15 protein-coding genes and 1 pseudogene are annotated in these 21847 nt (G+C 57.0%); 9 read left to right on the top strand and 7 right to left on the bottom strand.

What is annotated here, in order from left to right; all coding sequences use genetic code 11:
• Positions 1-3: 3 nt before the first annotated feature.
• The 4 genes from ACQ4N8_RS17120 to sigJ all read right to left on the bottom strand — a co-directional run bounded on the left by ACQ4N8_RS17120 (position 4) and on the right by sigJ (position 11073).
• Positions 4-1215, bottom strand: coding sequence for an aminotransferase class I/II-fold pyridoxal phosphate-dependent enzyme (locus ACQ4N8_RS17120; RefSeq protein ID WP_430705566.1), 1212 nt, complete (start codon positions 1213-1215; stop codon positions 4-6).
• A 50-nt stretch (positions 1216-1265) separates the two neighbouring features.
• Positions 1266-4211, bottom strand: coding sequence for a beta-ketoacyl synthase N-terminal-like domain-containing protein (locus ACQ4N8_RS17125; RefSeq protein ID WP_430705567.1), 2946 nt, complete (start codon positions 4209-4211; stop codon positions 1266-1268).
• A 462-nt stretch (positions 4212-4673) separates the two neighbouring features.
• Positions 4674-9467 carry a X2-like carbohydrate binding domain-containing protein gene (locus ACQ4N8_RS17130; protein ID WP_430705568.1) on the bottom strand — a complete coding sequence of 1598 codons (4794 nt, stop codon included), beginning with the start codon at positions 9465-9467 and terminating at the stop codon, positions 4674-4676.
• Between the two features lie 730 nt (positions 9468-10197).
• Positions 10198-11073 carry an RNA polymerase sigma factor SigJ gene (sigJ, locus tag ACQ4N8_RS17135; RefSeq protein ID WP_430705569.1) on the bottom strand — a complete coding sequence of 292 codons (876 nt, stop codon included), beginning with the start codon at positions 11071-11073 and terminating at the stop codon, positions 10198-10200.
• A 172-nt stretch (positions 11074-11245) separates the two neighbouring features.
• On the opposite strand from sigJ, the gene ACQ4N8_RS17140 reads away from it, so the two are divergent.
• The 4 genes from ACQ4N8_RS17140 to ACQ4N8_RS17155 all read left to right on the top strand — a co-directional run bounded on the left by ACQ4N8_RS17140 (position 11246) and on the right by ACQ4N8_RS17155 (position 14190).
• Positions 11246-12004 (top strand): SDR family oxidoreductase, encoded by a 759-nt coding sequence (locus ACQ4N8_RS17140; RefSeq protein ID WP_430705570.1) that lies wholly within the window; start codon positions 11246-11248, stop codon positions 12002-12004.
• A gap of 177 nt (positions 12005-12181) precedes the next feature.
• On the top strand, positions 12182-12559 hold the full coding sequence (locus ACQ4N8_RS17145; RefSeq protein WP_430705571.1) for a MerR family transcriptional regulator: 378 nt from the start codon (positions 12182-12184) through the stop codon (positions 12557-12559).
• 15 nt (positions 12560-12574) lie between these two features.
• Complete coding sequence (locus ACQ4N8_RS17150; RefSeq protein ID WP_430705572.1) at positions 12575-13585, top strand: oxidoreductase; 1011 nt, start codon at positions 12575-12577, stop codon at positions 13583-13585.
• 374 nt (positions 13586-13959) lie between these two features.
• Positions 13960-14190 (top strand): ATP-binding protein, encoded by a 231-nt coding sequence (locus tag ACQ4N8_RS17155; protein WP_430705601.1) that lies wholly within the window; start codon positions 13960-13962, stop codon positions 14188-14190.
• Here ACQ4N8_RS17155 and ACQ4N8_RS17160 read toward each other — a convergent pair.
• A complete protein-coding gene (locus ACQ4N8_RS17160) occupies positions 14187-14522 on the bottom strand; it encodes a cupin domain-containing protein (protein WP_430705573.1) in 336 nt (111 codons plus the stop codon). The genes ACQ4N8_RS17155 and ACQ4N8_RS17160 overlap by 4 nt on opposite strands.
• A 195-nt stretch (positions 14523-14717) precedes the next feature.
• Here ACQ4N8_RS17160 and ACQ4N8_RS17165 point away from each other — a divergent pair, with 195 nt between their 5' ends.
• The 5 genes from ACQ4N8_RS17165 to ACQ4N8_RS17185 all read left to right on the top strand — a co-directional run bounded on the left by ACQ4N8_RS17165 (position 14718) and on the right by ACQ4N8_RS17185 (position 20368).
• Positions 14718-15224 (top strand): TRAP transporter small permease, encoded by a 507-nt coding sequence (locus ACQ4N8_RS17165; protein WP_430705574.1) that lies wholly within the window; start codon positions 14718-14720, stop codon positions 15222-15224.
• Positions 15221-16519, top strand: coding sequence for a TRAP transporter large permease (locus ACQ4N8_RS17170; protein ID WP_430705575.1), 1299 nt, complete (start codon positions 15221-15223; stop codon positions 16517-16519). The genes ACQ4N8_RS17165 and ACQ4N8_RS17170 overlap by 4 nt, the downstream gene beginning before the upstream one ends.
• Positions 16520-16551: 32 nt before the next feature.
• Positions 16552-17598 (top strand): TRAP transporter substrate-binding protein, encoded by a 1047-nt coding sequence (locus tag ACQ4N8_RS17175; RefSeq protein WP_430705576.1) that lies wholly within the window; start codon positions 16552-16554, stop codon positions 17596-17598.
• Positions 17599-17731: 133 nt separating this feature from the next.
• Positions 17732-19579 (top strand): sensor histidine kinase, encoded by a 1848-nt coding sequence (locus ACQ4N8_RS17180; protein WP_430705577.1) that lies wholly within the window; start codon positions 17732-17734, stop codon positions 19577-19579.
• Positions 19580-19609: 30 nt separating this feature from the next.
• On the top strand, positions 19610-20368 hold the full coding sequence (locus ACQ4N8_RS17185; protein WP_430705578.1) for a response regulator transcription factor: 759 nt from the start codon (positions 19610-19612) through the stop codon (positions 20366-20368).
• A 60-nt stretch (positions 20369-20428) separates the two neighbouring features.
• On the opposite strand, the gene ACQ4N8_RS17190 is transcribed toward ACQ4N8_RS17185, so the two are convergent.
• Together ACQ4N8_RS17190 and ACQ4N8_RS17195 are read right to left on the bottom strand one after the other, a co-directional pair.
• Positions 20429-21241 carry an alpha/beta hydrolase gene (locus ACQ4N8_RS17190; RefSeq protein ID WP_430705579.1) on the bottom strand — a complete coding sequence of 271 codons (813 nt, stop codon included), beginning with the start codon at positions 21239-21241 and terminating at the stop codon, positions 20429-20431.
• Positions 21242-21339: 98 nt separating this feature from the next.
• Positions 21340-21845 (bottom strand): annotated as a pseudogene (locus ACQ4N8_RS17195) (beta-galactosidase); the annotation flags it as partial.
• Between the last annotated feature and the right edge of the window lie 2 nt (positions 21846-21847).

Here is a 21847-nt window from a genome sequence, read left to right on the forward strand (position 1 = left end):
CCTTTAAATAATGCCGAAGGCTTTGCCGCATTTTTCAAGCTTGTCCAAGGCGATATCGATATCCTCTTCGCTTAAGGAAGCCGTGATCGTGGACCGGAATCGGGCTTTGTTCATCGGAACGGCGGGGAAAATGGCGGTGGCGATGTAGACCCCCTCCGCGAGCAATCTCTTGGTCATTTGCATCGTGGTCAGGTCATCGCCGATAAAGATCGGAATGACCGGCGACAGGCTGTCCAGGATGTCGTACCCGAGCTCCATCAATCCTCGGCGGAAACGCAGCGTGTTGTGCCAGAGCTTCTCCCTTCTCCACGTCTCCTTTTCCATCAAATCCATGGCCTTCAGCACCCCGGCGACGATGGACGGAGGCAGGCTGGCGTTGAAAATATACTGGTGCGAAACATGCTTGATGTAATCGCAGGTGTCCCGGTCGGAAGCGATGCATCCGCCGACGCCGGCAACCGATTTGCTGAACGTGGCCATCTTGATGTGCACCTTGTGCTCCACCCCGAAATGCTCGGACACGCCTCGCCCGGTCTCGCCGAAAAAGCCGAGGGAGTGCGCTTCGTCGACCATCACGCTTGCGCCGTGGCGTTCGGCCAACTCCACGATTTCGTCCAGCTTCGCCAGGTCCCCGTCCATCGAATAGACGCCGTCAACCACGATCAGCTTCTTCTTGAAGCCGTCGCTTCTCCGCAATATGTAATCGAGCTTCTCCATGTTGTTGTGTTCGAAAATCCTCACCTGCCCCTTGGCCATTTCCATGCCGTCCACGATGCTCATATGGTTCAGCTGATCGGTAATGATCACCGACTTCTCGTCCGAGGCGAGGGACGTCATGGCCGCCAAATTGGCCATGTACCCGGCGCTGACCACGACGGCATCCTCGGTATGAAAATATTCGGCCACCCGCTCCTCCAACCGCTTATGCAGCAGCGTCGTTCCGTTATGCAGCCGGGCCCCGCAGGTTCCCGAGCCATAGATATCCAGAGCGTCCTTCATCGCCCGGATGATCTCCGGATGCGTGGATAAACCCAGGTAATTGTTGGAGGTCAGCATGATGACTTTGTTGCCTTGGTACAGCGTATTCCCGGCCTGCGGCCCTTCAAACGGCGGCTCGAAGACGTAAAGATCCTGCCGTTTTCCCTCCTTGATCGGCGCTAAAAACGAGGAAAAATCTTCGGCATATCCCGTAGGTACGGGTGCGGATTTCAGCATATATAAATACCCCTTTCCTTTGTCCGTCTATTTGGATGGTCGCCGGCGCTTCACCGCAGCGCCTTCAGCTTTCGCGTCAGCTCTTCGTCCGATTTGTACACCACGGCTACCCTGTACCGGCGGGCGGCGGCTTCCTCGGGCGCATCGGAGCGAAGGTCCTCCGCGTCCAGCATCCGGCCGATTTTGCCCAACAAACGCTCCACCTCGTCTTCGCCTGCATAGAAAGTCCGCACGCCGGAGACAAGCTCGGTCAAAACAGGATCCCGGACCGCCATCGGCCCATCGGTTCCCGCAAGCCGTTCCTCCGGGCTGACGCCCAACACCAGGCGGACATCGTTATCGGCTTCGTCCAGCATCAGCGTATAATCTCCTCCCATGATCGAATGCGAGTAAACGCCGGTGAGACGTTTGCGCTCGCTTGGGCCGCCGAAGCCCGGGGCTGGGTCCAGCCGCGAAATATCGCGATGATGCAAGGCGAGAACCGCCTTCAGCATCAGGAATCCGCCATGGGCGCCGAAATAAAACTGGTGCCGGCCGGCGTCGTTGCTGAAGCTGTTGCAGCACAGCGAATAGCTGGGGAGCGCTTCGACAGGGGCGGCTTCCGCCGTGCCGTAAACGGCCAATTGCCCCCTATCGGCTTCGCCCAGAATGCCCTTGATACGCGCATAGACCTTCTCGCCGGGCTGAACGTCGCTCGCTTTTTTCAGGACGAAGAAGACCGAGCCTTCCGCCGGCACGAACTCGTCCAAGCCGGTGTGGCATTTCGGGCAGTTATCCTGGAATACGCCCTGGATCATGCGGAAAAACTCCAGAAATTCCGGTGTCATGTTGGCATGCACGCCCCCGACGATCGCCGTGTCGTTCTCGCCGGAGGACAAGCTCAGCACGCCTTGCTCCAAAGCGCTCATAAACGAGGTCGTGTCGGAGTCGACGACGACGTTCGGACCGTTGACGTTAAAGAAATTGGCGATCCGGCCCGCGATGATATTGTCCATGTAACCGGGCAGCGTATCCTCGCCGACCTTCGGGATGTAGCTCCTGAACCGCGCGGTGATGTCACGGATTAACGTTGCCTTGACTTCTTCCGGCAGCTCGGCAAACTCGGGGATCTGTTTGAGCATTTCGATATATTCGACGAACCGGATGCGCAAATCGGCCATCACCGAAGACTCCAGGCCCAACATCGCGCCGACGTAGATGCCCGTCTTCGCCGGCGTCAGCTTGTCCTGCCCGTAATCGGCAATCGCTTCTCCGGCGGCCATCAAGGCCATTTGCTGCCCTTTATCGATTTCGGGCAGGATGATCGGCGGAATTTTGAATTTGATGCTGGGAAAACCGAGCTGTTCCACGAAGCTGGCCTCAACGCCGTCACCGCCGAAAATATCGTTGACTTCGGGATTCCAGCGGTTTTCCGGATAACCGGTGCGGCTTACGAACGGCTCGCCGGCGCGTTCCCACCATACGTCCTTGCCGGATCCCCGGCCGTCCACGACGCCTACGCCAACGACGGCAACCTCCGGAACGGCGTGCACGGTCTCGCCTTGGCCCAGTTCGTCCGCCAGCTTCCGGTGATACGGCTCCAGATATTCCTCCACCACCACACTGGCGTTGATGCCCCCGAACCCAAAGGCGTTGACGGACGCCCGCTTCGGTTCGCCCGCTGCCCGCACCGGCCATGGCTTGGCTTCCGTGTTCACGTAGAAAGGCGTCTCCTCCAGGCGGATTTCCTCCGGCATCCGTTCAAAATGATGGGTGGGCGGCAGCACTTGATGCCTCATCCCTTCGATGACCTTGATCAGATTGGCCATGCCCGCGGCGGAGAAGCTGTGTCCGATCTGGGATTTGACCGATCCGAGCGCGACCGTGTTTTCAGGGAGACCCTCTTCTTCGAACAGCATTTTGAGCGTGTTCAGCTCGACTTTGTCCCCGACCAGCGTGGCGGTGGCATGGGTTTCGATATAGTCGATATCCTTCGGCCGGAGCCCGGCTCTTTCGAACGACTTCTTCATGGCGGCCAACTGGCCGAGCGAGCTTGGCGCATAGATCGATTTGCCTTTGCCGTCGCTGGCCGCGCCTACGCCGCGAATAACCGCGTAAATCGGATCGCCCTCCGCAAGCGCGTCATCCAATCTTTTCAAAATAATCGTGCCTGCGCCCTCCCCGGGGATCAGCCCGTTCGCCTTATGGTCCAACGGGCTGGAGTGGGTCGGCGACAATCCGCCGATTTTGGCAAAAGCGACGTTGCCCGTGATGTTCATGTTGCCGAGAACCGCGGAGGTCACGCAGGTCTTCAATTTCTTCTCCTGGAGATGCTTGATCGCTTCGTCAATGACCAATACCCCTGCGGAGCAGGCGGAGTCGACGATGATCGAGGGGCCTTGGATGCCGAGCAAATTGCGTACCGATTTGCCCAAGGCGCTGTACATGATGCTTTCGGTGTTGTTTTCATTCAGCGAGGTGAACGATTCGTCGACCTTGCGGCGGAAATGCCCGCGAATCAGTTCTTTGGCGTTGCCGGAAAGCTGTGCATAGGCGGGATGATGTTCAAGATAATGAGCAAATTCCTTGGCTCTGAGGTTGATGGAATAATCGGAAAAGGCCTCGTCTCCGAGCATGTTGCCGACAAATAGGCCGGTGGCGTTATTTGGGTACCTCTCGCCTTGGACCCTTGTCATCGCCATGGCTTGCAGGATGCTGTCCAGCAGCATCAGCTGCGTTCGGCTCAGCTTGTCCAATTCCTGCGGGGAAAAGCGGTGTTGATTGCGGGGAAACGCGTATTGCTCAATCGTTCCCCCCAGCCTGCAGTAGGTTTTGTCTTCGGCGGTTCGATCCTCGTCGTAATAGGTTTCCCACTTCCAACGCTCTGCGGGGGTTGTCCGAATGCCCGGTTTCCCGGTCATCACGTTCGTCCAAAACCGCTCCACATCATATCCGTCCGGTGGAAAAATGCACCCGTATCCGACAATCGCAACGGGGTGAAACCGTAACTTGTGCATGTTTTCACTATCCTTTCCATAAATGGGCTGGGATGATTATGTCCAAGTCACTGCTGTTATGGGTTGCTTGCGATGCGCCATCACCTCCGATCCGCAATCGTATCTTAACTCCAGCTAAAGATTGTTAAATAAAATTAAATACGAATCGATGTTAATTCTTGAAATTTCAATTAAACACTTATTCTTCCAGTCAACTAGATTATAACGGTTAATTGTTATTGCACAATAAATTATCCATTTTGTCATGACTTTGCCATTTTTGGAGCTCGACAAAACTTGTAAGTTTTTGTCGATTCCTTTGTTATTTTCAAGAAGTTTTCTAGGATTCGTAATAATAACGCTTGTCCTTCCAGCTTCCAGCACAATCCATCACCTCTTTGCTCGATAATCCGGCGATTCGCAAAAAAAAGAGCCGTCTCCCGCAAGCTTATCGCTTGCAAGAAACGGCCCCGGTTTACTGCGTTATTTGCCCAACGGCTCGCCATCGTCCGCTAACGGCTCGGAGGCATGGTCGACCGACGCTTCGGCAATGTCGCGGAATGCCCAATGCGCGGAAGGGACGTCGCTCCACATCTGCATTTCGCTATCGCTGCCGTACAGCGGTCCGCGACCAAGCGCCCGGTTGATGACGGTTACCGCTTCAGCTCGCGTCAACAGGCCCGCCGGGCGGAAGGTGCCGTCGGCATAACCGCCCATGACCCCCGCAGCTTGCGCGGACCGGATCGCGTCCTCCGCCCAATTGCCGGCGATGTCGGCGTAGCCTGCGCCCTCTCCGGCCGCGGGCTTCATGAACTTGGCGGCGATGGCCGCCATTTCGGCCCGCGTGACCGGCTGACCCGGTTTGAAGCCGCCGTCGGCGTAGCCCTGCATCAAGCCCATCCGGGTCACTTTGGCGATCGCGCCTTCTGCCCAATAACCCGCCGGAACATCGCCGTAGGCCTTGGCCTCGACCGTTTCCGCCACGGTTGCGGCTTTGGACAAAATCGCCGCCATCTCCGCGCGGGTAATGCGGTTCTCCGGCTTAAACAAGCCGCCCGGATAACCGCTGATATAGGCTTGGTGAGTTGCGGCAAGAGCTCCGGCGGATTTTACCAAGGCAAAGGTGCTGAAATGGTCGACGTTGAACTTCAGCCCTTTTCCGGCCCCGAACGTCGTGATCTCGCCCTTCAAGTATTCGGTCGTCCCGTCGGAGTGTTCGACATAAACGCCCAGGCGGGACAAATCCGCGTCGTTAAGCGTCGCACCGTCGATCGGCAGGACAAGCGTCACCTCCCGGTTCTGCAGCTCGGTATCGATCATCACCGGACGGCCGATCAACGTGACGTCTTGGCCGCCGGTCGCCGCAAGGACCGCCTGGGCCTGCTTGGCACGGTCTTCGATCTCCTTGCTTTGGGCCGCCGCTTTGACCGGAGTTAGCGTCAGCGTCAGATCGCCGGAGGCGCCTGCTAAAGAGGCAGCAGGAATCGTTATTTCCCCGAATGCGGTTTGAATGTTCAAATCGAGCCCACGCCCGGCGAGCAACTGAATGAAATCCCGAGCCAAGGAGAGCTTCGTGACCGTGACTTCCTTCTTGCTATCTGGGATCGTGACGGTCAGTTGCATTTTGCCTTCGGCCGCCAGCTTGTCGACGGCCGCCTGAGCCTCGGCGGCCGACAGCTTCACTTCATCCCGCTTCGTTCCGTCGGCTTGGGTCGTCCGGACGATATTCACGGGAAACGGATTCGCCGGATCGCGGATCACTTCCGAGCTTGGCGTATTGCCTGAAGGCGCGGAAGGTCCCGGCGGAGACGACGGCGTTGACGGATTCTCCGGGTTCGTTGGCGTCGTTGGCGTCGTCGGGCCGGTTGCTACATGGTAAATCAGTTGATCCGCCAGCATCAGGTCGCCTGAAGTTTTCACCACTTTGATCGTATGCGTCCCGGCTGGCAGATTCGAGATGCTGAACAGGTTTTGCTGAGCGCTGCGGGACGAGGCGTATGCATCCGCGGCGCCCTTCAGCTGCCCGTCGATATAGACGTCCATTTCTCCCTGGGCCGGGCTGGTCGGCATCCGCAAATCGATGCCGGTTCCCTTGAATGTGTACTCGAAGAAGTCTCCGTCGGTTTCCGTAAAGTGCACGTCATCGGAATAGTCGCCCCTGATGTTGAAGGTCAGTTTCAAGCTGCCCGTCGGTCGGGCGGCCAGGTATTCCTTCTTGATTGTCACTTCATTGCCGGATACGGTATAATCGGTGCCCTCCATCAGCGGGATCCCGCCGTTCATGATGCCGCCCAGGTTGCCGATGCCGCTCAGCACTTGCACCGTAATATCGGCTTGGGCGGACGGATTCTTGTCAAACTCCGCTTCGGATACGTCGATCAAGTCGGGGATTTGCACCTTCAGCGCATCGAGCAGCATGAAGCGGCCCGATTTTTTCACCAGCTTCAGCGTATGCAAGCTATCGGACAAACCCAAAACGCTGTATACCGCTTGCATCGGCTGGCGCGCATCGGCATGAGTATCGACGGTTTCCATGAAGTCGCCGTCCAGATACACGTCAACCTCCCCTTGCGATGGGTCGATCTCCGTGATGTATTGGATCCCGGTGCCCTTGAAGGTATATTCCAGGAAATCGCCGTTCGTTTCGGCAAAATGCACGTCATCCTGATAATCGCCGAAGTTGCGGCCGGTACTCCGGTTCCATGACCCGGTGTAACGAATGCCGGAATCGTTGTTGTTGATCATCAGGAAGCGGCCGGAGCTATTGCCGATGTCGATCTTCAACGTTTGCGGCAAGCCCGCGCTGAAGTTGAACGTCAGCTCGGTCGTGCCCGGCGGCTGCTGGGCCAAATACGACTTAGGAAAACGTACGACGTCCCCTTCCACCGTATAGTCCGTTCCTTCGACCAACTCCGTCGTTCCGTTCATGATACGGGTCAGCGTATTGCCGTTTAGCGTCATTGTGGTCGATACGTCGGCTTGAGCCGTTTCTTTCTGATCAAACTCGGCTTCTTTGGGACTGATCGTGCTGTTTGAAATGACCGGGCCGGTGATGTCCACCGTCAGCGTTTGCGTATCTCCGCCCGCAAAACCGAACGTCAGCGCAAGCGGACCGGGCTGCTGCCGGGCCAGATATTCTTTCTTGATCGTGACGTCATTTCCGGAAACCGTGTAATCGGTGTTTTTCGCCAGTGCCTCCGTACCGTTGGCGATGCCGGTTAACGTATCGCCGCCCAATGGCAGCGAAACCGTCACGTCTTGCGGGTTCGTGGTCTCAAAGCCGGCGGTCGTCTCGCTAAGCAGACGGTCGGCGTAAACTTTAAAGCCGTCGACGATGAGGTAACTTCCCCCCTTCATCACGCCGGAGATCGTATGCTCGCCGAACGGCAACCCTCGAACGCCGTAAACCGGAACCTGCCCCTGCTGTACCGGATCATTGCCGCTTACGGTCTGCTGGAATTCGTCATCGAGGTAAATGTCGATATCGCCGCCGGAGTCGGCCGTTTCGGTCAGAAAATCAACGCCGGTGCCCGTAAACGTATAATCGAACCGCACCTCGCCTTTTTCGCCGTAATGGACATCGCCCATATAGTCGTTCCACGCCGGATTTCTTTCCGAGCTGTACCCCCAGCTGCCGCCGCTTCCGTAAGTATCGTAAGTGACCGACGGATGGTTGTCGTTGATCAGCACAAAGTGTTCGGAAGCATCCGCCGTCGTCATCGGCTGCGTCGTTACCGACGCTTCTGCCCCGCCGGATTCGTTCACGACGACGCTCGGGTCGGCATCCGCCTCCATCCCTTGCGCCGTGCCGGAATCAATGATCGAAACGTTCAGGTCCTGGACGTCTTTCACCAATTCCTTCCCGCCGTTGCGGGTCCAGGTTCCAGTGTATTTGACGCCGGTATCGTCGTCGTTGACCTTGGAGGTACCGTTGTTCGCCGTTACTTTAAACAGGCGGGAAGCATGCGGCTCCAAATGAATGTCGTCCATGCCGGTCGCAAAATTCCCCAGCTCGGTATGGCTCCACAAATCGCGAACGGAGGCCGCCCCGTCCAGGCCGATATCGCTCCATTTGACGTCCATCGCGGAACCTTTGCTGCCCAGGTTGAACAACGCGACGGTATACGTGCCGTCCCCGTTGTTGGCATACCAGACCTGTTGATTGGTGGCCATCGACACCGGATGCGCCGGACGGCCTGCCTGGTTGACCGCGATAACCTCGTCGTTGGTCAGCAGTTCCAGCCCGTAGCTGTCGAGGTTCGTCAAGTCGTCGCCGGTGTAGAACTGCGCGGAAGCGATCGCCCACAGCGTCGTCGCCGTTTGACGTTCGTCCCGGGTCAAGCCGGACGTTTGTCCGTTGCCGACATTCAGGGAATCGAAGTCGTTCCAGCCGCCGGGTCCGGCGTCGCGCCACCACAAAGCGGCATCCGGGAACAATCGGGCGATGTTCGCCCATTGCGTCATCCCGATATTGCGGTCGTAGGCTTCTACGTCCCAGTTGACGCGCCAGCCGTTGGCGTATTTTTTCCAATAGTCCACGTAATTGTGATCAAGCGCCCAGGACAGCTCCAGCCAAATGCCGTGCTTGGATAACGCGGTGTACCACGCCTTGACGTCGTCCCGCGCGTCGATCGACAGATCGTTATGGCCGGAGCCCGGCGTTACGCTGTCGAACTTGACGAAATCGACGCCCCAGGAGGCGATGAGATCCGCGATCGAGTTGATATACTCCTGCGCCCCCGGCTTGGAGAAATCGATTTTGTAGTCGATGTCCCAATAATCCGCTTGCCTCAGCGGTTGGGCGGCGATATCCCGCATATGGTACTCCGTGCCGTAGATCGGCAGATTTTGCTCGTAAGCCTGTTTGGACAACCCGGGAATCAGGTAGATCCCGACCTTTTGCCCGTTGTTATGGATATAGTCCACCAAATTTTCAAACCCGTTCGGATACAGCGTCGTGCTGGGAATAGGCCGGCCATATTCATCCATGCTCCCGTTCCAGCCCGCATCGATGTTGATGTATTCATAACCGTGCGCCTGCAGCTTCTCATGCATCGCGTCCGAAATCATCTTCAGCTTCTCTTCCGAGGTCCAGTTTCCTTCCGGACCGTCATATACCTGCAAGCTGTAGCTGCTCCAGCCCATATACGGCTTCATGGCGAGCCCGTTGTCGGCTGCCTTGGCCACAGGGCCATTCGGGCCGACAAAAGCGTTTGGCACGAGCGCGATCGCCGCGGCCAACATGCAAACGATCGTTTTCTTCAACAAGCGGATCATCAATTCATCTCCTTTAGTAGGTATAGGTGCTCCTTCATTTGCGCAACCGTCTTATGCATCCAATTTCTTGCATCGTTCCGTGCTCCAAAGAAGAGAATATTCCGTTTCCTCGGCCTCCCCCTTTCCGTGCCGCCTCCGCACCTCGCCGATTGCGGGTGCATCATGCATCAAGCCTGCTGCGAAATCCGGGTTGAAAGCTCTTGATTCGGTTGACTGATCCTTATGTTGTTAACGCTTTCAAATCGGTTGATCGACTCGGTCATGCGACCGATTCTATGGGCCTCCGCCTTGGCCTGCCGGCACTATTGATAGCGTTTCCTTCGCGATGAGTATAAGAAATCCGCCGCGCCTTCGGATAGGTACACTTCGTCATTTTGCGTACATCTGCCCATGTTTCGGAAGGGAATTCCGGGATGCGCAGGCGACCATTTTTTCGGGCAAGGGACAGTTCTCCGTTTTTGGGCTTATCTTTATGATGAAGATAAGAAAAACGCCTGACGGCGTCCTTTCCGGGGCTGACTTCAACGTTGGGAGCAGGAGGACAGGAAATCGCCAGGGCCTCGCTCCGATTGTTGTATTTCGTGCAGCATTTCAAGTGCAAAACGGCTCTATAACCGCGGCCGTCATATTGCAAATAAAAAGCAGAAACGGCCGCAGGGTATACCTGCTCCGTTTCTGCTTTTTGGCGGGCGCGACGCCTGAAGGTGCCCCCCGGGGAATCCCGGAGGCGTTATGCGCCAACATGCTTCAGCTTGTCGGGGTTTCTTATGATATAGATGCTGCGGATGACGTTTCCCTCCGCATGAACCAAACCTACGGTGTGCACGCCTTCCTCCGTGCGCATAACGATGGCCGGCTGCCCGTTGATCTGCCGCCATGCCAGGACCACTTCCCCGTCGACCTTGGCCGCTTGGCGCACCGGCCCAAGCAGGAATCGGGCCACGAGCTCGCGCGTTCCGATCGGACGCGGAATGGCGCGTACTTTGCCGCCCCCATCCGCGACGAGCACGACTTCTTTGTCCAGCAGGGATAAAATTTGCTCCATGTTGCCTTCCTTCAGGGCCGCCATGAATCCGTGCGCCCATTGCGAGCCGTCTCCTGCGGGAGCTGCCTCTTCTTCGGAAGCGGGCTTTAATTTGGCGCTCGCGCGGCTGAACAGCTTGCGGCAGTTCGTTTCGGTTTTGCCCACGATCCCGGCGATTTCGCCATAGTCGAAGCCAAGGGCTTCCCGCAAGACGAAAACGGTCCTCTCCGTAATCGTCAACCGCTCCAGCAGGACGAGCATGGCGTACGATAACAGCTCATTCCGGACGACCGACGTTTCCGTTTCCATTGCTTCGTCATAGGCATCGGCCAAAGGCTCCGGCAACCATTCACCGTAATATTCCTCCCGTTGCTTGCGAGCCGACTTGTGCAGATCCTTGCAACGGTTCGTAACCATTTTGCAAAGATAGGCTTTGGGTTCGGCGATGTTCGAAAGCGGCGTCTCGAACGTCTTCAGGAAGACGTCCTGCACGACGTCCTCGGCGTCGCTTACCGATCCCGTCAATTGATAAGCGAGATGAAATAACAGCCGGCGATATTGCTTGTACAACTCTTCATGCATCGGGTCGTTTCCTCCTTGGAATGCGCGGAAGGAGAGGCGCAAAAAGTTTTTCGCGCTGCGAATGTCACAGAAATCTCCCCTGCCTCGTTGTATGGATGTCGGACGACATGCCTTCGGGCAAATCAAATCAATCACAGCCCTGCCTACGGGCTGATTATGAGGAGGAAACATGATGAAAATCGTAGTTGTCGGCGGTAGCGGGCTTATCGGAAAAGGACTCGTGAATCGCTTGCGCGAGTCGGGACATGAGGTAGTGGCGGCATCGCCCTCCCTGGGAATCAACGCTTTGACCCGGGAGGGACTGGACGCAGCCCTTACCGGCGCCCAGGCCGTCGTTGACGTGACCAACTCCCCTTCCTTTGAAGCACAAGCCGTGCTGAACTTTTTTGAAACGACCACCCGGAATCTTCTCGAAGCCGAAGCCGCTGCGGGCGTGCAGCATCACTTGGCGCTGTCGATCGTCGGTACGGACCGGCTCCCGGATAATTATTATTTTCGGGCGAAGCTGGCCCAGGAAAATTTGATCCGCGCTTCGGGCGTTCCCTATACCATCGTACGCGCTACGCAATTTTTCGAATTTGCCGAGGGCATAGCTTATACGTCGACGGACGGCGAAACCGTTCGCTTGTCCCCTGCCGCCGTGCAACCTATCGCGGCGGCCGACGTCTCCTCTGCTTTGGCCGATTACGCGCTTGCGGCGCCTCATCATGCTACGGTCGACTTGGCCGGTCCGGAGCGCTTCGGGCTGGACGAGTTCGTTCGGCAATATTTGGAGGCCCAAGGGGATGCCCGCCAAGTCGTCGCCGACGGCTCCGCACGTTATTTCGGAGCTCTATTGAACGACGCTTCCCTCGTCCCGGATGGCGGCGGGGCACAGATCGCGCCGACGCGTTACCGCGATTGGCTTGATCGCTTGACCTCTAAAGTGTAATTCAGCATTTGTCGCTTTTCAAGTGCATCCCCGGACGGATCGTCCGCGCAAAGAACCCTTCTTCAAGGGTTCTTTGTCTTTTCGAGCATCCTCGAGGCATAGAGGCTTGACTTGGAGTATACTCTAACCATTATTGTTGATGCTGCGGCCTTCGATGCCGCAAGAAAGGAGGCTTTCATGGACGAAGGTCAACAACGAACCTACACTATTTCCGAAGTCGCGGAACAAACCGGGCTTACCGCGGATACGCTGCGCTTCTACGAGAAGATCGGACTCGTCGTCTCCCCCGATCGGGGCGGCGGCGGGCAGCGGATGTATACGAGCGTGGATATCGGCAAGATCCGTTTCCTGTCGCACCTCAAGCGAACCCATATGCCGCTGAAAAAAATCCGCGAATACGTCCAACGTTACGACGAACAGGACGAGGCGCGCTGTTATGATTTGCTGGACGAACACCGGCAAACCGTCGAACGGCAGATTGCCGAATTAGCGGAGACGCTTCGGATCATCGAATACAAGCTGAAGCATTTTCAAGAAATCAAGGACGGAAAATAAAAGGAGGAGATCAAGTTGAATTCGTCTTTCAGCACGGAGCTTACCCCGCAGCGGCCGCTTCCCTCCGGGTACGGCCCGCGAACGACCGCGGAGGAAATCGTTCGCGGCGCCGATTTGCGCGGAAAGGTCGCTATCGTCACCGGAGGCTACTCCGGCCTGGGCCTGGAAACGGCCCGGGTGCTGGCGAACGCCGGCGCGCAGGTCGTTATCCCGGCACGCACGCCGGAAAAGGCCCGGCAGGCAGTCGCATCCATTCCCGGGGCGGAATTGGAGCGGCTCGACTTGTCCGACCCGGACTCCATCGACGGGTTGGCCCGCAGATTTTTGGAATCGGAACGCCCTCTGCACCTCCTGATCAACAGCGCGGGGATTATGGCCAGCCCGGAGCGGCGCGACGGCAGAGGGTACGAGCTGCAGTTTTCCACCAATCATTTGGGCCATTTTCAGCTCGCCGCCCGGTTGTGGCCGGCCTTGAAACGGGCGAACGGCGCACGGGTCGTTTCCGTTTCCTCCGGCGGGCATCGTTTGGGCAACGTAAACTTCGAGGATCCGAATTATCGGCATCGCCCCTACGACAAGTGGGAGGCCTACGGGCAATCCAAAACCGCAAACGCCCTGTTCGCCCTGGAGCTGGATAAACGAGGGCGTGCTTACAGCGTACGCGCATTTTCGGTTCATCCCGGGTCGATCGTCACCGATTTGTCCCGGCACCTCTCCGACGAGGAAATGCAAGCGATGGGCGCGCTGGATGCCGAGGGGCGCCGCGCGTTCTCCGAAATGACCGAGGAACAGAAATCCGTGCCGGAAGGAGCGGCCACCCAGGTCTGGTGCGCGGTTAGCCCGCAGCTTGACGGCAAGGGAGGCGTGTATTGCCAAAATGCGGACATCGCTCCCCTCATCCCGCGGGATCGGATCGAGGAGCCAGGCGTGAGCGGCGGCGTATTCCCTTGGGCCGTCGATGAGTCATCAGCCCGCCGCCTGTGGTCCTTAAGCGAAGAGCTTACGGGCGTGTCTTTTGCCATCTAAACACAGAGCACTCGTCCGACCGCATTAAGTTGAAGGATCAAAAAATAGGAAATGGCGGATGGATTGACTCTGACGCTGATGAGAAGCGCTATTATGGCGAATCCGACGCTTTAGAAATTCTAACGACGCTGAGCCACTTTATTTCAACGAAATCTCTTGAATTCGTTCAAAGAAATGATGATAAGCACTGTGATAAGCGTTAAAATCGCAAAACGATGATTTTGGCTTACTTAAGCTCTGTGGCAAGCGTTAGATTATGAAACGAGGGACCTCATCTCCCACATTGCTGGGAAATTGAGGTCCTTGCGTGCGTAAATTGGGCCACCCTATCATGCGAGATAAATGAAGAAGAGTTACTTCGAAGAATCATCGATATCCTGGTCCAAGACAACGGCGGCGGCATTCCGTCGGAGGAGCAGCCGCAGGTTTTCGAGCAATACTGTCGCGGGGAAGCCAAGAAAAGAAAAGTGCGCGGGCCGGGGCTCGGCTTGACCTTCAGCCGCTTGCTCGCCCGCGCCCAAGGCGGCGACCTCGTGCTGGACGGCAGCTCGGACGCAGGCAGCACGTTCGTGCTGAAGCTACGGCGGGAGCGGGCCTTCTCCTAGCCGCCGGTCGATTCGCGGCCCAGTAAATCGAGGCGCAGCGGCGTAAACCCATCGAGCAGCCTGCTGGGCCTCAGCGCCCGGCAGCCATGCACCGCGCGGCTTGGGATCGCGAGGGTTTCGCCCGCCGACAGGACGGTTTTCTTCCCGTCTACGGTAAACTCCAGCTCCCCCTCCAGGCAGTAAGTGAACTGCTCGTGGTCATGGCTGTGCATAGCGCCTTCGGCACCCGCTTCGAAATGGACCTCCATCATCATAAGCGATTCGCCGGGGGCAAAGATTTTCCGCTTAACGCCCGGTTCCGCCGCTTCCCATGCATCGTTTGGCGCGCTCATTTCGCATCCCCTTCCCTGAACTTATCATCCCCCTCATGATAGCGGCTTGCCGCCGTCGACACCACCTTTTCCCCCGTTGTTCTAAAAAAATCACAAAAAGACCTAAAAACAGAGGGATTACCAATTCCTTCATTTTCCTATACACTAAAAACCTGAAAGCCCTTACATTCATCCAAAGAAAGGAGGCAGACCGTAATGAAGACGCTGAAGCGAATCGCCTTGGCCATCGATTCGTTATTCGAACACTTCGCTTTGCTCGCAATCGCTTCCATGGTTATCATCGTGGCGATCCAGGTCGTCACCCGCAAGTTGTTCAATTTCGTGTTCTTCTGGTCGGAAGAAGTGACGCTCCTCTTGATGGTTTGGTTTTCTTTTATGGGCATTGCCATCGGTTTTCGCGAAAAGCTTCATTTGGCGATGGACAGCTTCACCAATCTGTTCCCCAAACGATTCAACCGGGCGCTGGATAAAATCATTTGGGTTTGCGTCTTCGCCTTTGGCCTTTATCTCGTCGTGAACGGCTGGCAGTTTACCGTTTTGATGAACGAGTCCACCCTGCCGGCGACCAAGCTGCCGAACGGCGTTCTCTATTTGGTCATGCCGATTACGGGAGTCATGATCTGCGTGTACACGTTGTTGCAATTGATCGGCATTGAGACGATCCGGTACGAAAACATCGACGAGGAGGTGCCGAACCCATGACGGATTCGACCGCCGTCCTGATCCTCGCCATCTCTTTCGTCGTATTGCTGCTGTTGCGGTTTCCGATTTCCATTACGCTCGCCGGCTCGACGCTGATTACGCTCATTTATTTGGACCTGCCGTGGGTCGTCGTGGGGCAGCGCATGATCCAAGGCATCCATTCTTTTCCGCTGCTGGCGATCCCCTTCTTCATCCTGGCCGGGCAAATCATGAGCGCGGGCGGTATGGCGGTTCGGCTGGTGAACCTGGCGCAACTGCTGGTCGGCGCCGTCCGGGGCGGATTGGCGCTCGTCAACTGCGTGGCGTGCATGTTCTTCGGAAACATCTCCGGTTCCGCCGCCGCCGATGTCTCCTCGATCGGTTCCGTGCTGATCCCGGCCATGAAGAAGAAAAATTACGACGCCGACTACGCTGTAGCGGTTACGACGTCCGCTTCCATTCAAGGCGTGATTTTTCCGCCCAGCCATAATTTGGTGCTCTTTTCGGTGGCCGCCGGGGGCGTATCCGTATCCAGCTTGTTCCTCGGCGGGATCGTACCCGGACTGCTGCTGATGTTCACGCTCATGGTCATCTCCTATGTCATCGCCGTCAAGCGCAATTACCCAAAGGGCGAGCCCGTAACCTGGTCGCAGGTGCCGAAAATCGTCCGCGACGGGTTCCTGTCCTTAATGACGGGCGTCATCATTTTGGGCGGCATCTCCAGCGGTTGGTTCACGGCCACGGAAGCCGGCGCGATCGCCTGCGTATACGCCTTTATCCTTACCTTCTTTGTTTATAAAGACGTCCCGCTCCGCCGGGTCGGCCTGGTGCTCAAAAGAACGTTCCGCACGGTGGCGATGGTGCTGTTCCTGATCGCCGCCAGCGACGCGTTCGGGTGGATTCTCGCCTATTTGCAGGTGCCCGCCCTGCTGACCGATCTGTTCCTCGGCGTTTCGGATAACCCTTACGTCATTTTGTTCATGATCAACCTGCTCCTGCTGCTGATCGGCTTCCCGATGGACATGGCGCCCATGATCCTGATCATGACGCCGATCCTGCTGCCCGTCGCGACGGCGCTGGGCATCGACCCGATCCATTTCGGGATCATCCTGATCCTCAATTGCGGAATCGGACTGATCACCCCGCCGGTCGGAACCGTGTTGTTCATCGGCTGCGCCTTGGGCAAGGTTCCGGTAAGCCAAGCCACCAAAGCTTCCTGGCCCTTTTTCTTTGCGATGTGCGTCGCCCTGCTGCTGGTCACTTACATCCCGCAGTTATCGCTTTGGCTGCCCCATATGGTCGGCGGAGCGCCATAAGTTTCAACCCATTTGGAAAGGAATGAATGTCCATGACAAAAATCAGGCCCCTCGCAGGAATCCTTGCAGCGCTGTTCGCTGCCATGACGCTTCTCTCCGGCTGCGGTGCAGGCAGCGGCAATGCCGGCGCCAATAACCCGGACTCGTCGGCCGACGGAGCGAAGAAACAACCAACCTATATGTTCCGGTTGGCGGAGTCCCATCCCGCCGATTACCCGACCACGCTGGGGGACAAGAAATTCGCCGAGCTCGTCAATCAAAAAACGGACGGGCGCATCAAAATCGAAGTGTTCCCCTCCGCCCAACTCGGCGAAGAGAAAGCCGTCATCGAGCAGGTCCAACTGGGCGCGATCGAATTCACCCGCGTCAGCACCGGTCCGCTCGCCGAATTCAATAAAGCGTTTGGCGTATTCAGCTTGCCTTATATTTTCGAAAGCGAAGAGCATGAGTGGAATTTCCTGAACGGCCCGGAGGCGCAGCAAATGCTCGATGGCCTGAGTTCGTCCAAATTCGTCGGGTTGGCCTATTACGACTCCGGGGCGCGCAGCTTCTACACCCGCAAACCGGTCAAAAGCATCGGGGACCTGAAAGGCATGAAGATTCGCGTCATTCAAAACAAAGTGAACATCGACCTGATGGAAGCTTTGGGCGCCAGCGCCACGCCGATGCCTTACGGCGACGTGTTCAATTCGCTGCAAACCGGCGTGATCGACGGAGCGGAGAATAATTGGCCCAGCTACTATACCTCCAAACATTACGAGCAGGCCAAAAACTTCATCGTCGACGGCCACCAGCGCGTACCGGAGGTGCTGATGGTCAGCAAGGTGACCTGGGATAAGCTGTCCGACCAGGATAAGCAGGCGATCCGGGAAGCCGCGACGGAATCGATCGCCTATCAGCGCGAGGAATGGAAGAAGTTCGAGAAGGAAGCCGAAGACAAGGTCAGGGCGGCGGGCGTGACCGTCACGGAGGTTACCGACCTGAAGCCATGGCAGGATGCCGTAAAGCCGATGATCGAACAATACCGCTCCGAATACCGGGAAGTCCTGGAAGCGATCGATAAAGCCAAAGCGGAATAAGCGATCCTCATGATTGCTGCCGCCTCGGTGATCGAGGACACTTTAGGAGCTGGGACCGATGCGGACGCTCCGGGTCCAGGTGCTATAATGGCTCTAAAAATGCAGCGTACTGCACGCAAAGGGAGCTGCCGCCATGTTCTGGAGCCACGCACGACACCGATTCATGCAAACCGTTTTTTTGAGGGATCGTCCGCTCAGCCTGAGGCTGCTGGTCTTTTCGGCCATTCTGGTTATCATTCCGATGCTGATCGTCGGCTGGATCTCGTATCAACGCTCGTCCGGCGTGCTGCAGCATGAAGCCAGGCAATACAGCCTGCAAATCATCGAGCAGGTCAAATCCCACGTCGAATATTACGTCCGGGACATCGAGATCACGGCCCTGAAAATCATCAACGATCCCGGTATGGGAAAGCTGGTGAAAATGAACAGCCTGGAGGAGGTCGAACAATCCGGCATCCGCGAGCCGGTGATGCAGTTGCTGCGGTATTCCGCCTTTTCCCGTTCGGATATTTCGAATATCAGCGTGTTTTTGGGCGACATCCTGATCCTCGATCTGCGGGGGGACGACAGCGTGGAGCCGCTGGCCCCCCTGATGGACGAATACTGGTTTAGATCGGCCCCGGCCAATGGGGAACCGATGCTCGTCAGCCGGGTCATTCGTTGGTCCGACCACGACGAGCCAGTCATTTCCATTGTCAAAAGATTGGTCAGTCCAAGCACGCTGGAACCGATCGGAATGCTGGTGATCGACGTGAATTACAAGCGCTTTCAGGAAATCGCCGACCTTGTGACCATCGGCCAAACCGGCTACATGTTTATCCTGGATGCCCAGGATCACTACGTCTACCATCCCGATCTGTCGCTGCTCGGCAGCGAGGCCGACCTGGACGGTGCGGACCGGATGCGGCAGCTCGAAAGCGGCTCGATTCTCTCCTCCGGCAGAGGGCGGAATTTTCTCACCTTCAGCCATTCTCCGTTTCTGGGCTGGACGTTGGTCACGTCGGTGTCCTACCGCGAATTGATGGCAGGCACCGGTTATATCGGCAGAACGATTACCATCTCGATCCTCGTCACTTTAGGCCTGGCCTACGGCCTCGGCATCGGGCTGGCCTCCAGCATCATCAAGCCGGTCCGTCAATTGCAGCGGTTGATGAAACGCGTGGAAATGGGCGATTTTTCGAAAACGGCGGCAGTAGCCTCCAAAGACGAACTTGGCATGCTTACCCACGGATTTAATAAAATGGTAAAAAATCTGGGCGAGCTGCTGGAGCAAATTTACGTCTCCCGGTTGAGGGAAACGGAGATGACGCTCCAGCAAAAAGAAATGGAGCTCAAGGTGCTCCATGCGCAGATTAATCCCCATTTCCTGTACAACGCCCTGGAAACGATGCGCGGCATGGCGTTAGCCCAAGGCATGGACGACATTTCGGATATGGCCTCCGCCCTGGCCCGCCTGCTGCGTTACAGTTTGCGGAATCCCTCCCCCTGCGTTACCTTGGGGGAAGAACTGGAAATCTGCGAAACCTATCTCCGCATTCAAAAGTTCCGGTTCGAAGAGCGGCTGGAGTATGAATTCGTCGTCCCGGAACGCTTCCTTGATCGGACGATGGCCAAGTTTTCGCTCCAGCCCCTCATCGAAAATTGCATCGTGCACGGGTTTGAGCAAGGCAGCGGCAAAAGCCGGATTCGCATTACCGCAGAGGAGGAGGGCGGCGGGAAGGCCTGGTCCGTCATCGTGGATGACACCGGGGCCGGCATGTCCGAGGAACGGCTCCGGCAGATCCGCAGCCGTCTCGGGAATGCGGATTCGGAGCATGACGGCGCGCACATCGGCCTTCAAAACGTGCATCGGAGAATCGTCCACCTGTTTGGCGACGCCTACGGCATCACGATTACCAGCGAATCGGGTCATGGCACCCGCGTCACCCTGGGGCTCCCGCTGCGGCAGGATCCGGGTGCGGTTTTCAATGGAAGGGGTTAAGCGTTACTCGTGATGAGGGGGGAATCCGGCATGTCTAGCATTTTGCTAGTGGATGACGAGCGTTGGGTACGAACCGCTTTGCGCAAGGTGATCGAACGCAGCGGCCGCCCCTGCCAAGTGGTCAAAGAATGCGCCAACGGGCGGGAGGCGCTGGAATGGCTGGCGGGCCATCGCGCGGACATCGTGATGACCGACGTCAAAATGCCCGTAATGGACGGGATCGCCTTGGTCAAGTCGCTCCGGGAACGGGAGAACCCGCCGGAAGTGGTCATGATCAGCGGGTACGACGATTTTCCTTACCTGCAGTTTGCTTTACGCGCGCAGGTCGCGGATTACTTGTTAAAGCCGGTGGAAGTCGACGATATCAGCCGATGCCTGCAGACGATCTTGGACCGCCTGGCGGGTGCGCCGGCCCCCGAGGCCAAGGCTTCCACCGCTATGGAAGAGGAAGAGCAGGCTTCTCCGATCCGGCAGGCCGTTCGCTATATCGACTCCGTCCTTCCCGGAGACGTTTCCCTTCAGGAGGTGGCGGCCAAGGTCCATTTGAATCCTTCTTATTTAAGCCAACTGTTCAAACAGCAGATGAAGGTGAACTTCATCGACTACGTGCTGGAGCGGCGCATGGAGCGGGCCAAGCAATTGCTGGCCCACACGACGCTGCGCATCTCCGAAATCGCCGACAAGGCCGGTTACTCCGACCTGGCCAATTTCAGCAACGCCTATAAACGCGTTACGGGAATGCCCCCGTCGGAGTACCGGAAGAACTGCAACTCGTCCCGGTCCAGATAGAAATAGCGGCCGTCCCTTCCGGGAAGGAGGGACGGCCGCTATTTGCCGTACGGCTTACGTTCAGTATTCAAATGCAAACTGCCGGCTCAGCCACTCCAGGCAAAGCGGAAACCAGGTGGCCAAATGGTCGTCCCGGCTGTTTACCTCCATGGTACACATCGACATGCCGTGTACGCCCTGCTGGTAAAGATGGCATTCGAACGGCACGCCGGCACGCCGCAATGACGCCGCGAACCGCATGGAATTCTCCACCGGCACGCTGGCGTCCTCCACCGTGTGCCATAAAAAGGCCGGCGGCGTCGAAGCGGTGACATGGTTTTCCAGCGAAAACGCCGCTTCTCTTTCCGCTTCATTCCAGCCGGGTCCCAAGCGTTCAATGGACCCCCGGTGCGCAAATTCGCCGGCCGTAATGACCGGGTAACACAGCACCATGGCGTCCGGTCGGCCTGGTCCGTCTTGGCTGCCGGCCGCCTCCCGCAGTTTGGCGTGGTCCCACAAAGTCCCCGATGAGGCCGCAACGTATCCGCCCGCCGAAAATCCGCAAACGGCGATTTGGTGGGGAATGATCCCCCACGCCGCGGCATTTTCCCTGATTTTTGCGATGGCGAGCGAAATATCCATGACCGGCCTTAGATCGCTTGCTTCCTCCTGGATGGAATAATACAACGTAAAGACATGGTAGCCTTTGGCGAAAAAAGCCGTGGCCGGCGGATCCGCTTCGCGCGGAGACAGGATTTCAAAGCCGCCGCCCGGGCAAATCACCACGCAAGGCCGCTCGACGCGGTTGCCCATGCTCTCCTTCTCGATATCGTGCAAATAGCCGACCAGTCTGGCCTTGCTGCCGGGATTCGGGTTCAAATTCACGATTCTCATCTTGCCGCCCCCATCTCAATAATATAGACTCATAAATCTATTATACTAAGCTCAGCGGGATTTGTTAGGAAGAATATAACAGGGGTTTCGAAAATCACTTATCTGGCCATAGCGCTAGAAAATGTAAATGTAAATTCCGGTTCGCCATTTGATGAAATTTGATATTCTTGATGAACCGGCGCCCCCAGCTATCATTTCCACCAATCCCCATTTGTTTGCCGGCAATTGTCACCACGGTATAATGCACATTGGGAAGAAGCTCCCATACGTGGGCTGCATTCTCAAGCTCAAGTGCGGTATAGGGAGATATCATACATTCGTCAGGCGCAAGCGGATCGGCCGAAATAGTCAATCCAATTCCGGATGCATCTGTAGCGGTTACCCTTCGAACACCCGTCCGGTTTCCTGACTCTTGCGGAACAAGATAATGACTTGAAAGCTCACTGACTTTTCGATGGAATACTCCAAGCCGTGCGCCATGTGACCGATCAATATAATTTTCTTCCGGCCCAAGTGCATACCACTTCGATTCATTGTATTTCGAAGGCAACTTCAGCGCTATACCGAACATCGGCAGATTAGGTAATCGCTTAACCAATCTATACT

Source organism: Paenibacillus macerans (assembly GCF_050565405.1).
GTDB classification, from domain to species: Bacteria; Bacillota; Bacilli; order Paenibacillales; family Paenibacillaceae; genus Fontibacillus; species Fontibacillus macerans_B.

Bases quoted from the DNA above. Each gene is read 5' to 3' on its own strand.
- ACQ4N8_RS17130 (WP_430705568.1), bottom strand. From the start codon at position 9,467: ATGATCCGCTTGTTGAAGAAAACGATCGTTTGCATGTTGGCCGCGGCG.
- ACQ4N8_RS17180 (WP_430705577.1), top strand. From the start codon at position 17,732: ATGTTCTGGAGCCACGCACGACACCGATTCATGCAAACCGTTTTTTTG.
- ACQ4N8_RS17140 (WP_430705570.1), top strand. From the start codon at position 11,246: ATGAAAATCGTAGTTGTCGGCGGTAGCGGGCTTATCGGAAAAGGACTC.
- ACQ4N8_RS17160 (WP_430705573.1), bottom strand. From the start codon at position 14,522: ATGAGCGCGCCAAACGATGCATGGGAAGCGGCGGAACCGGGCGTTAAG.
- ACQ4N8_RS17120 (WP_430705566.1), bottom strand. From the start codon at position 1,215: ATGCTGAAATCCGCACCCGTACCTACGGGATATGCCGAAGATTTTTCC.
- ACQ4N8_RS17165 (WP_430705574.1), top strand. From the start codon at position 14,718: ATGAAGACGCTGAAGCGAATCGCCTTGGCCATCGATTCGTTATTCGAA.
- ACQ4N8_RS17175 (WP_430705576.1), top strand. From the start codon at position 16,552: ATGACAAAAATCAGGCCCCTCGCAGGAATCCTTGCAGCGCTGTTCGCT.
- ACQ4N8_RS17145 (WP_430705571.1), top strand. From the start codon at position 12,182: ATGGACGAAGGTCAACAACGAACCTACACTATTTCCGAAGTCGCGGAA.
- ACQ4N8_RS17190 (WP_430705579.1), bottom strand. From the start codon at position 21,241: ATGAGAATCGTGAATTTGAACCCGAATCCCGGCAGCAAGGCCAGACTG.
- sigJ (WP_430705569.1), bottom strand. From the start codon at position 11,073: ATGCATGAAGAGTTGTACAAGCAATATCGCCGGCTGTTATTTCATCTC.
- ACQ4N8_RS17170 (WP_430705575.1), top strand. From the start codon at position 15,221: ATGACGGATTCGACCGCCGTCCTGATCCTCGCCATCTCTTTCGTCGTA.
- ACQ4N8_RS17185 (WP_430705578.1), top strand. From the start codon at position 19,610: ATGTCTAGCATTTTGCTAGTGGATGACGAGCGTTGGGTACGAACCGCT.
- ACQ4N8_RS17125 (WP_430705567.1), bottom strand. From the start codon at position 4,211: ATGCACAAGTTACGGTTTCACCCCGTTGCGATTGTCGGATACGGGTGC.